The sequence below is a fragment of the Tardiphaga sp. genome (genome assembly GCF_025356345.1).
GTDB lineage: Bacteria > Pseudomonadota > Alphaproteobacteria > Rhizobiales > Xanthobacteraceae > Tardiphaga.
The window spans coordinates 1-10,584 of record NZ_JANXTC010000061.1; the positions used below are offsets into that span (position 1 = coordinate 1).

Here is a 10,584-nt window from a genome sequence, read left to right on the forward strand (position 1 = left end):
TGGAATGTGCCGTTTTACTTCGGCGGGACTTCGCTGCTCATTATCGTTGTCGTCACCATGGATTTCATGGCCCAGGTTCAGGCCTACGTGATGACGCACCAGTACGAGAGCCTGCTGAAGAAAGCCAACCTGAAAGGCGGAGCCAGGCCGCGCTAGCGCGGAATGGCGACACCGGATTTTCCCTGGACAGGGAAGAACACAATGGGCGGTTCGCGCGACGCTTCACGCGCGGATTGACCGGTCGAGTGCCCGCGCATGAGTAGCGCGGGTCGATGGAAGAATCGGGCGACCGATGCCTCCGCCACGACCGGACTATCGCCGGAGCATGGGCACACTCCCCATGCCGGGTTCCAGGGCGTTTTTGCCTTGGCACTTCATTCCAGCCTGAAGCCCTGTTATCATTTCGAGTCCACCGCGCCCGGCTTCACAGCCGTGCTGCCAAAATCACAGTTGGAGATCGCCTGATGGCGCGCATTGCCGGTGTCAATCTTCCTGTCCAGAAACATGTCTGGGTGGGGTTGCAAAGCATCTACGGGATCGGCCGCACGCGGTCGAAGAAGGTCTGCGAGGCGGCCGGCGTGAAGTCGTCCACCAAGATTCGCGACCTCACCGAAGTCGACGTGGAGCGTTTGCGCGCCGCGGTCACCAAGTTCACCGTCGAGGGCGACCTGCGACGCGAGGTCGGCATGTCGATCAAGCGTCTGATGGACCTGAGCTGCTATCGCGGCCTGCGCCATCGTCGTGGCCTGCCGGTTCGTGGTCAGCGCACGCATACCAATGCGCGCACCCGCAAGGGTCCGGCCAAGTCGATCGCCGGTAAGAAGAAGTAATTTTGCGAAGGGTCAGTGGCGGATAGCGGGTAGGGGAAACTCTATTCGCTATTCGTCACTGACCGTTCGTTTCGGTGTAGCCGCTGGCACTACGGCGGCGTTAGAGATCATAGGAAAGGTTATAATATGGGCAAGGAAGCCACACGCGTCCGCCGCCGTGAACGCAAGAACATTGCATCCGGCATTGCGCACGTGAATTCGTCGTTCAACAACACCACCATCACCATCACCGACGCGCAGGGCAACTGCATTGCCTGGTCGTCGGCCGGCACGATGGGCTTCAAGGGCTCGCGCAAGTCGACCCCTTACGCCGCGCAGGTTGCTGCTGAAGACGTGTCGAAGAAGGCCCAGGAGCACGGCATGCGCACGCTGGAAGTCGAAGTCGCGGGTCCCGGTTCGGGCCGTGAATCGGCGCTCCGCGCGCTGCAGGCTTCGGGCTTCACCGTGACCTCGATCCGCGACGTGACCACCATCCCGCATAATGGCTGCCGCCCGCGCAAGCGTCGGCGCGTCTAAGTCTTTTTTTCGATCGCGGGTGGCATCGGCCACCCGTGTTTGTTTTTGATTTGATATCGCGCGGACGAACCGCGATCTCCAAAGCCTGAGGTTTGACGGCATGGGTGACACAGTAACGATCCAGAAGAATTGGCAGGAACTGATCCGGCCAAACAAGCTGCAGGTAACTCCTGGCAGCGATCCGACCCGTTTCGCGACGCTGGTCGCCGAGCCGCTCGAGCGTGGCTTCGGCCAGACGCTGGGTAACGCGCTGCGTCGCATCCTGCTGTCCTCGCTGCAGGGCGCGGCCGTGCAGTCGGTGCACATCGACGGCGTGCTGCATGAGTTCTCCTCGATTGCCGGCGTGCGTGAAGACGTCACCGACATCGTGCTGAACGTCAAGGACATCTCGATCAAGATGCTGGGCGAAGGCCCGAAGCGCATGGTCGTGAAGAAGCAGGGCCCGGGCGCCGTGACCGCTGGCGACATCCAGACCGTCGGCGACGTCACCGTGCTGAACCCCGATCTGCAGCTCTGCACCCTCGATGAGGGCGCCGAGATCCGCATGGAATTCACCGTGGCCGCCGGCAAGGGCTACGTCGCCGCCGAGCACAACCGTCCGGAAGACGCGCCGATCGGCCTGATCCCGGTCGACAGCCTGTACTCGCCGGTTCGCAAGGTGTCGTACAAGGTCGAGAACACCCGCGAGGGCCAGATTCTCGATTACGACAAGCTGACCATGACGATCGAGACCAACGGCGCGCTGACGCCGGATGACGCCGTGGCCTATGCCGCGCGCATCCTGCAGGACCAGCTCAACGTGTTCGTCAACTTCGAAGAGCCCCGCAAGGAAGTCGCCCAGGAAGTCATTCCGGACCTGGCTTTCAACCCGGCGTTCCTCAAGAAGGTCGACGAGCTCGAGCTCTCGGTGCGTTCGGCCAACTGCCTGAAGAACGACAACATCGTCTACATCGGCGATCTGGTTCAGAAGTCGGAAGCCGAAATGTTGCGGACCCCGAATTTCGGCCGCAAGTCGCTGAACGAAATCAAGGAAGTGCTCGCCCAGATGGGTCTGCACCTCGGCATGGAAGTGCCCGGCTGGCCGCCGGAGAATATCGACGAGCTGGCCAAGCGCTTCGAAGACCACTACTAGGCTTTTCTTCACCTCTCCCCGCTCTTGCGGGGAGAGGTCGTTCGGCGCAGCGTCAGCGAAGCCGGTCGGGTGAGGGGAAGGTCAGAGATGCTTCGCGCAGCTCCAGCCATCCTATCAAGGGGCGAACGCAGGCAGCCCACCTGAAATCTGTCCGACGAACCGTCGTGGCAATTGAATAGGATTGAATATCATGCGTCACGGTAAGGTTCATCGTAAGCTCAACCGCACCGCCGAACATCGCAAGGCGATGTTTGCCAATATGTGCGCCTCGCTGATCAAGCACGAGCAGATCATCACCACGCTGCCGAAGGCCAAGGAGCTTCGTCCGATCGTCGAGAAGCTCATCACCCTCGGCAAGAAGGGTGGCCTGCATTTGCGCCGCCAGGCGATCAGCGAAATGAAGGATCAGGATCAGGTCCGCAAGCTGTTCGATGTGATGGCCAAGCGCTACGCCGACCGTCAGGGTGGCTATACCCGCATCATCAAGGCCGGCTTCCGCTACGGCGACAACGCGCCGATGGCGCTGATCGAATTCGTCGACCGCGACGTCGATGCCAAGGGCCTCGATTCCGGCCCGACCCAGGAAAAGAAGGTCGAAGCCGCGTAAGCAGCTCCTCTCTCTTATCGTTTCGGAAAAGCGGCGCCTCGGCGCCGCTTTTTTGTTGGCGGCGCTGTAGCCCGCATGAGCGCACGACATGCGGGAAACCACAATTCACAGCCCCGCATCTCGCTGCGCTCATGCGGGCTACAATGGCGATTTTCTCAACCGCGCGTGAATGGCGGTTGTGTCCGCTATCCCACATCCCGATATCAGCTCCATCATTGGATGGAGCGCACGCATGAAGATCGATCTCACCGGCAAGACCGCACTGGTTACCGGCTCGACCGCCGGCATCGGCCACGCCATCGCCCTCGGCCTCGCCGCGACCGGTGCCGAGGTGGTGGTCAACGGCCGTACCCAGCCGAAGGTTGACGCCGCGGTCGCCGCGATTGCCAGGGCCGTACCGGGTGCGAAGCTGAAGGGTGTGGCGGCCGACGTCTCCACCGTCGTCGGCTGCGACGCGCTGGTCGCCGTTCTGCCCGCGGTGGACATCCTGATCAACAATGCCGGCATCTTCGAGCCCAAGGGCTTTTTCGATATTCCCGATGCGGACTGGACACGCTTCTTCGAGGTCAATGTGATGTCGGGGGTGCGGCTGTCGCGCGCTTACATGCAGGGCATGTTGAGCCGCAACTGGGGCCGCATCGTTTTCATCTCGTCGGAATCCGGGCTCAACATTCCCAAGGAAATGATTCACTACGGCATGACCAAGACGGCGCAGCTCGCCATCGCGCGCGGTCTGGCCGAACTCACCAAGGGGACGGCGGTGACGGTCAATTCGGTGTTGCCGGGGCCGACCAGATCGGAAGGCGTCGAGAGCTTCATCAAGGAGCTTGCCCGGCATCACGGCCAGTCCGAGGACGAGGCAGCGGTGAATTTCGTTAAGCAGAACCGGCCGAGCTCGCTGATCCAGCGTCTCGCCAGCGTCGAGGAGATCGCCAACATGGTGGTCTATGTCAGCTCGACCCAATCCTCCGCCACCAACGGTGCCTCGCTGCGCGTCGAAGGCGGCATCGTGCAGACCATCGCGTAGTCGCGGCGGGGATCGACATGGCAAAGGCGGCGCTGAATGCGCCGCCTTTGGTCTGTGTTGGCCTCACGGGCATGCAGGCCTGTCGGAGGTCTCGGGTAGAAACGCGTGGATGGTTTAGAAGGCCACCTGGGTGCGCATCGCGAACACGTCGTAATCCGCTCCGGTGTTGACGCCAGCGGAGCTGGTCTTGGCGACTTCGCCATGGATCCAGTTGAACATGAAACGCATGTTCTGGTTCACATACCAGTTCAGGCCGACCGTGGTATTCTTCAACTCGCCGCCGACAACGTTGAGATCGTTGAGGCTGGCATAGCTGTAGCGCACCGCCAGTTCCCAGGCACCGAGATCGCCGGTGGCGAAGTTGACGGGCCTGGTCGGGTTGATGCCGCCGAAGGCACCGGCGGAGTTGCTGTATTTATGCTTTTCGCCCGTCAGCACATAGGTCGCCTGGCCGTAGGCCCCCTTGAAGCCGAGGTCAGCGAGACCGTTGCGCTGCACTGCATAGTCGAAGTACTCGCCCTGCGCCATGAAGCTGCCGACCTGCACGGCGGCTTCGCCCGATAGGACGCGTGCGCTGTTGACGTTGGCCAGGGTGCCGCTGTTGAGCAAGGCACTGCTGGCCGGGTCGACGCGAACTTCGATGCGATCCGAGAAGGACAGGGTATTGTTGGTCACGCCGCCGGTCTGGGCGAGATACAGCGCGTCGAAGCCGACCAGCACGGTGGCGACTTCGTTGTTGATCGGCAGGCCGACGGCGCGGAAGGTAGCGCCGAGTGGCTGCGGAATGCTGTGGTTGACGGTGGTGGTGCCGGTGGTCGGACCGGTCACATAGGCACCGACCCAGTAATGGTCGCTGAACACCTGACCACCGAAGGCGGCGCGGAAGTCGCCGGCGCCGAGGCTGACCGCGAGCACCTGCGAAGCGGCGCGTTCCATGAAGATCGAGTTGTTCGAGCTCATGGCTTCGTCGAGCGTGTAGGGGACGTCGATATAGCCGCCCTGGATCACGAGGCCCTTGACGCCCTTATAGGCGACATAGGCGTTGTTGAGGACGACGTTGCCGTCGGTAGTGCCGCCGGCATCGACGATGACAGCATATTCCCAGTCGCGGTTGAACGTGCCGATCAGGCCGAGACGGGCGCGGCGGGCGTTGATGCCGTCATTCAGGCTCGACGGGCTGGTCGTGCCAGACCTCGGATTGTAGGAATAGGCAGCGGTGTCGAGATGCAGCCGGCCGGTGATCGCGATGCAGTTCATGCCATCTTCGGTGCAGAACGTCGGGCGATTGCCGGGCATTTTCAGGTTCGCGGCAATGAACGGCACGGCCTTCTTCGCCGGATACGACGCGTTGGCATTGGCGAAGCTCTGCTTCACCGAAGCGGTCTGCTTTTGCACCGTGTCGGTCTGCTTCTGAACGTTATCGAGCTTCTTCTCCAGCGCGCGCAGCTGCTGCTTGAGAATCGAGATCTGGTCGTCATTGGCGGATTGCGCATGCGCCGAGCCCGAGGCCAGCGCGCCGATCAGGCCGATGGCTCCGAAAAGCTTGTGTGGTGTGAATGACATGATGACCCCTGTTGATTTCAGACAAAACAAGTCACGCTCCGCGAGTTGCCCCGCGGATGACGCGACGTATGGATGTCTGCTTGTGATCTTGTGAGCGCGACGCCCCGACGGCGGATGCCATGCCGGTCGCGATCTACAAGTGAGCCCCCGTTTGAACTCGGCCGGAACGTAGAAATAATCGACGACAGTTTTGTAACAAATCGACCGAGAGGGGCGGCACTGGGATGCTAACGCGCGGCCATGTATCAATCTGACCACATGTGACGAATAGGCGCGCCAGATTAGCTATTAGTGGTAGGTATCAACGTAAACGGAGAGCCTTGTCGGGGCTCTCCGTGCTTTACATTTCCGAACGGCTAGCGTGCGGGATGTTGCGGCGATCGCTCTACCAGCCTTCGAGCACGACCTTGCCGACAGACTTTCCCGATTCGATCAGTGCATGCGCGCGTTTCAGATTTGCCGCGTTGATGGTGCCGTAGGTCTGGTCCAGCGTGGTGCGCAGCACGCCCTTGTCGATCATGTCGGCGACGTCGTTGAGCAGATGATGCTGGCCGATCATGTCGGCGGTCTGGAACGAACTGCGCGTGAACATCGATTCCCAGTGCAGTGATCCGGCCTTGCCCTTCAGCAGCGAGAAGTTGACCGAGGCGGGATCGTCGATCAGCCCAATCTTGCCCTGCGGCGCCAGGATCTCGGTGAGTACCGGGAAGTGATCCTGCGTGCCGGTAAGGCTGGCAATCAATGACACCGGCGGCAGCTTCAGCGCCTTGACCTGTTCCTTCATCGGCTGGCTGTGATCGATCACCGCGTGCGCGCCGAGGTCATAGCACCACTTCACCGTCTGCGGCCGCGACGCCGTGGTGAGCACCGTGAGCCCGGTCAGGCGCCGCGCCAGCTGGATCAGGATCGATCCGACACCGCCGGCGCCGCCGACGATCAGCAGCGTGCGCGGATCGACGCTCCTGCCGGGCAGTGCGCCGAGCCGGTCGAACAGCAATTCCCAGGCGGTGATCGAGGTCAGCGGCAGCGCCGCGGCCTGCGCGAACGACAGCGTCGCCGGCTTGCGGCCGACAATGCGTTCGTCGACGAGATGGAATTCGGCATTGGTGCCCTGGCGCAGGATCGAGCCGGCGTAGAACACTTCGTCCCCGGCCTTGAACAGGGTGACGTCCGGCCCGATTGCGTCGACGATGCCGGCAGCGTCATAGCCGAGGATTTTTGTGTCGCCTTCGGCCGGCACCGCCCGCATCCGCACCTTGGTGTCGACGGGATTGACCGACACCGCCCTGACGGCGACGCGAATGTCGCGCCCGGCCGGCTCCGGCTTCGCGGTCTCGAAATCGATCAGCGACTCGGCTGCGTCGATCGGCAGCGACTTGTTGTATCCAACGGCCTTCATGCTCACGCTCCTGGTTCAGCACAATGATGCTGGCGCTAGGTGACGCGGTCGAAGCCCGATTGCAAGCGGGCAGGGGCCAAACAAGGTCAAACAAAAGGGAGCGACCGGGCGGCCGCTCCCTCGAATGTCGCCAGATGAAATTAGAACGCGATCTGGGTCCGCATCGCCACCGCGTCGAACTTGCCGCCGATATCGGAAGCGTTGGTCGCGCTCTGCTGCTTGTCGATGGTGCCGTGCAGATAATTCAGCATGAAGCGAATGTTGCGGTTCACATACCAGTTCAGGCCGGCGGTGTAGACTTCCTGCTTGCCGCCGGCGACGCCGTTGATGATGCCGAGCCTGTCATTGAGATTGATCTCGCTGTAGCGGGCGGCGATTTCCCAGGCGCCCCAGCCACCGCTGGTGAGCGAAGCCGGATTGTTGGGAATAATGCCGTTATAGGCGCCGGTCGCCTTGTTGTAGGTACGGGTTTCGCCGGTCAGGGCGTAGCTCGCCTGAATATATCCGCCATCGAAATTGTTGCTCGGTCCGAAATTGCTGACGGTCGGATCGCGTTCGATGTTGTACCAGAAATATTCCCCCTGCATGTAGAGCGGACCGTAATTTCCGGCGGCTTCGACGCTGTAGACCTGTGCGCCGGTGACGTTGGTCAATGCGCCGGTCGCCAGAATAGCGGTCGGATCGATGCGCAATTCCGGACGGTCGCTCAAATTGAGGGCCGTCGCGCCGATACCGGTGGCCGGGTTCGTGCGCGACGGTCCGATCAGGAATTCGGCGTTGCCGCCGAGATGCAGCGAAACGTCCTTGCTGTTGATGATCTGGCCGGCGCCGCGGACGACGGTTCCGTACTGTTCGCTGCCGCTGGCGAATGCGTGGTTGCTTCCGGACGTCGGACCGGTGCCATAGGCCCCGAGCCAGACCGAGTCATTGTACCAGCGGGCGCCGAAGGCCGACCGGAAATCGCCGGCGGCGATGTTGGCGGCGATTACCTGCGAGGAAGCGCGTTCCATGAAGGTGATGTCATTGGAGCTGGTGGCTTCATCGAGCGTGTAGTTGACATCCATGTAGCCGCCTTCGATGGCGAGATTGCCGCCGAACGGCTTGAAGCCGGTATAGCTCAGATAGGCGTTCTCGATGCCGGAGGTGCCGCCGCCGGAAAGACTTCCCGTCGCCGCGCCGCCGAAGCCGTCCGACGAACCGCCGAAGTCGTAGACCAGGGCGTAGTTCCAGTCGCCGAAGAATTTGCCGAGCACGCCGATACGTGCACGACGGGCGTTGACGCCGTTGTCGAGCCCCTGGATGCCATTGACCGTGTTGGGCCGATAGTCGTAGCCGCCGACGTCGAGGTGCAGACGGCTGGTGATGGATACGCAATTCTGGTTGTCGGCGGTGCAGATGGTCGGACGATTGTTCGGCATGGTCACGAGGACGCCGGATGGCGCGACCGGTCCCTTGGTATAAGCAGCGTTGGCATTTGCGACACTGGCGACGCTCGCCACCTTGGCGTTGGCATTCGCCGCGGCCGTCGTATTCGCCGAGGTCTGTTTCTGTAGCCGGTCGAGCTTTTGTTCCATTAGTTTGAGCTGCTGCTTCAGCAACGCGATCTCGCTGTCGCCGGCCGACTGTGCCCGCGCCGGCGCTACTACGAGAACTCCGATTACTCCGGCCGCGGCGGCGGCCTGAATGAATAGTTTCATTGGTCGGCTCCATGCTTGAGATGGAGAATTCGTCGCGCCAATTCTGATGCAAGGAAAGTATCGTTTTATACTTCAACGCCAGGTGTTGAATGTTTGTCGGGAACTGTGTCTTTTCGGGATCAAAAAAAGCTCTGTTTGACAATTATTTTACAGTCATATGACGATCGTCATGTGAGTGTCGCCTCGTGGATACTCAGGTAGCCGCACGTTGCCGCGAATTATCCGATGGGGTGGATTTGCCGGTCATATTCGCAGCGCCGGATTACCGGTAACGCGCTCTTCTAATGCCGTGGCGAAACGCCTATATTCTCAATGATTTCATTGAGAGGCCCAGATGTTCCCCTGTTTTCGCGCCGCGACCTTCGCCGTTTTCGCCTCTGTCCTGTCTGCCAGCCTGAGCGGGGCGGTGGCCCAGGAGCGCCGGCTGCCGGTTTCCCCCAATGAGATCCGGCTGTCCTATGCGCCGATCGTGCAGCGGGTGCAGCCCGCCGTGGTCAATGTCTACGCCGCCAAGATCGTGCAGAACCGCAACCCGCTGATGGAGGACCCGTTATTCCGCCGTTTCTTCGGCGGCGGCGGCCCGCAGCCCGAACAGATGCAGCGCTCATTGGGTTCCGGCGTAATGGTGGATGCCTCCGGGCTGGTAGTGACCAACAACCACGTCATCGAGGGCGCCGATCAGGTCAAGATCTCGCTGTCGGACAAGCGCGAATTCGAGGCCGAGATCGTGCTCAAGGACAGCCGCACCGATCTGGCGGTGCTGCGCATCAAGGACCCGAAGGAAAAGTTCCCGACGCTGGATTTCTCCAATTCCGATGATCTGCTGGTCGGCGACGTGGTACTCGCGATTGGTAATCCGTTCGGCGTCGGCCAGACCGTTACCCACGGCATCATCTCGGCGCTGGCGCGCACCCAGGTCGGTATCACCGACTATCAGTTCTTCATCCAGACCGACGCCGCGATCAATCCGGGCAATTCCGGCGGCGCGCTGGTCGACATGACCGGCAAACTGGTCGGCATCAATACTGCGATCTTCTCGCGCTCCGGCGGCTCGCAGGGCATCGGCTTCGCGATTCCCGCCAACATGGTCCGCGTCATCGTCGCCTCCGCCAAATCAGGCGGCAAGGCCGTAAAGCGGCCCTGGCTCGGTGCGCGGCTGCAGGCAGTGACGCCGGAGATTGCCGAGACCATCGGCCTGAAGACGCCGTCCGGCGCGCTGGTCGCCAATGTCACGCCGAACAGCCCCTCGGCCAAGGCCGGGCTGAAACTGTCCGACCTGATCGTGGCGATCGACGGCCAGACCGTCGACGATCCCAATGCCTTCGATTATCGCTTCGCTACCCGTCCGCTCGGCGGCACCGCCCAGATCGACGTGCAGCGTAATGGCAAGCTGGTGAAGCTGACCATCGCGCTGGAGACCGCGCCGGACACCGGCCGCGACGAGATCGTGATCAGCAACCGCTCGCCGTTCCAGGGCGCCAAGGTGGCCAATATCTCGCCGGCGGTCGCCGACGAGCTGCGGCTGGACTCCTCGATCGAGGGCGTCGTCGTCACCGAATTGTCGGATGACGCCACCGCGGCCAGCGTCGGTTTCCAGAAGGGCGATATCATTCTCGCGGTCAACGACAGCAAGATCGTCAAGACCAGCGATCTGGAGAAGGCGACGCGCGAGCGCGCCCGGATCTGGCGCATCATCGTGGTCCGTGCCGGCCAGCAGATCAACGTCACGCTCGGCGGATGAAGCGGGACATGAAATTCGTGTCGTCTTCCTTCACCTCTCCCCGTTGGGGAGAGGTCGGCGCGCAGCGCCGGG

At 61.9% G+C, this 10,584-nt stretch carries 9 protein-coding genes and 1 pseudogene; 7 read left to right on the forward strand and 3 right to left on the reverse strand.

The features are described 5' to 3' along the window. From secY to Q0S16_RS03540, 6 genes and pseudogenes are all read left to right on the forward strand, one after another. A pseudogene (gene secY, locus Q0S16_RS03515) lies at positions 1 to 156 on the forward strand (preprotein translocase subunit SecY); the annotation flags it as partial. A 308-nt stretch (positions 157 to 464) separates the two neighbouring features. After that, positions 465 to 830 (forward strand): 30S ribosomal protein S13, encoded by a 366-nt coding sequence (gene rpsM, locus Q0S16_RS03520; RefSeq protein ID WP_295845118.1) that lies wholly within the window; start codon positions 465 to 467, stop codon positions 828 to 830. A 126-nt stretch (positions 831 to 956) separates the two neighbouring features. Then, entirely contained in the window at positions 957 to 1,346 is a 390-nt protein-coding gene (gene rpsK / locus Q0S16_RS03525) for a 30S ribosomal protein S11 (protein ID WP_295845122.1), read from the forward strand. A gap of 100 nt (positions 1,347 to 1,446) precedes the next feature. Then, positions 1,447 to 2,478 (forward strand): DNA-directed RNA polymerase subunit alpha, encoded by a 1,032-nt coding sequence (locus tag Q0S16_RS03530; RefSeq protein ID WP_295845126.1) that lies wholly within the window; start codon positions 1,447 to 1,449, stop codon positions 2,476 to 2,478. A gap of 190 nt (positions 2,479 to 2,668) precedes the next feature. After that, the gene (gene rplQ / locus Q0S16_RS03535) at positions 2,669 to 3,085 is read left to right on the forward strand and encodes a 50S ribosomal protein L17 (RefSeq protein ID WP_295845129.1); all 417 of its coding nucleotides are present in this window, start codon (positions 2,669 to 2,671) and stop codon (positions 3,083 to 3,085) included. A 232-nt stretch (positions 3,086 to 3,317) separates the two neighbouring features. Then, a complete protein-coding gene (locus tag Q0S16_RS03540) occupies positions 3,318 to 4,112 on the forward strand; it encodes an SDR family oxidoreductase (RefSeq protein ID WP_295845131.1) in 795 nt (264 codons plus the stop codon). Between the two features lie 114 nt (positions 4,113 to 4,226). Here Q0S16_RS03540 and Q0S16_RS03545 read toward each other — a convergent pair whose 3' ends face one another. From Q0S16_RS03545 to Q0S16_RS03555, 3 genes are all read right to left on the reverse strand, one after another. Further along, complete coding sequence (locus Q0S16_RS03545; RefSeq protein ID WP_295845134.1) at positions 4,227 to 5,675, reverse strand: porin; 1,449 nt, start codon at positions 5,673 to 5,675, stop codon at positions 4,227 to 4,229. 385 nt (positions 5,676 to 6,060) lie between these two features. Next, entirely contained in the window at positions 6,061 to 7,074 is a 1,014-nt protein-coding gene (locus Q0S16_RS03550; RefSeq protein ID WP_295845138.1) for a zinc-binding alcohol dehydrogenase family protein, read from the reverse strand. Between the two features lie 140 nt (positions 7,075 to 7,214). Next, positions 7,215 to 8,771, reverse strand: a complete 1,557-nt coding sequence (locus tag Q0S16_RS03555) for a porin (RefSeq protein WP_295845141.1) — start codon at positions 8,769 to 8,771, stop codon at positions 7,215 to 7,217. A gap of 334 nt (positions 8,772 to 9,105) precedes the next feature. On the opposite strand from Q0S16_RS03555, the gene Q0S16_RS03560 reads away from it, so the two are divergent. After that, positions 9,106 to 10,512, forward strand: coding sequence for a DegQ family serine endoprotease (locus tag Q0S16_RS03560; protein WP_295845143.1), 1,407 nt, complete (start codon positions 9,106 to 9,108; stop codon positions 10,510 to 10,512). Positions 10,513 to 10,584: the final 72 nt, after the last annotated feature.

Excerpts from the sequence above, each read along its gene's own strand:
- rpsM (WP_295845118.1), top strand. The coding sequence starts at position 465 with ATGGCGCGCATTGCCGGTGTCAATCTTCCTGTCCAGAAACATGTCTGG.
- rpsK (WP_295845122.1), top strand. The coding sequence starts at position 957 with ATGGGCAAGGAAGCCACACGCGTCCGCCGCCGTGAACGCAAGAACATT.
- Q0S16_RS03530 (WP_295845126.1), top strand. The coding sequence starts at position 1,447 with ATGGGTGACACAGTAACGATCCAGAAGAATTGGCAGGAACTGATCCGG.
- rplQ (WP_295845129.1), top strand. The coding sequence starts at position 2,669 with ATGCGTCACGGTAAGGTTCATCGTAAGCTCAACCGCACCGCCGAACAT.
- Q0S16_RS03540 (WP_295845131.1), top strand. The coding sequence starts at position 3,318 with ATGAAGATCGATCTCACCGGCAAGACCGCACTGGTTACCGGCTCGACC.
- Q0S16_RS03545 (WP_295845134.1), bottom strand. The coding sequence starts at position 5,675 with ATGTCATTCACACCACACAAGCTTTTCGGAGCCATCGGCCTGATCGGC.
- Q0S16_RS03550 (WP_295845138.1), bottom strand. The coding sequence starts at position 7,074 with ATGAAGGCCGTTGGATACAACAAGTCGCTGCCGATCGACGCAGCCGAG.
- Q0S16_RS03555 (WP_295845141.1), bottom strand. The coding sequence starts at position 8,771 with ATGAAACTATTCATTCAGGCCGCCGCCGCGGCCGGAGTAATCGGAGTT.
- Q0S16_RS03560 (WP_295845143.1), top strand. The coding sequence starts at position 9,106 with ATGTTCCCCTGTTTTCGCGCCGCGACCTTCGCCGTTTTCGCCTCTGTC.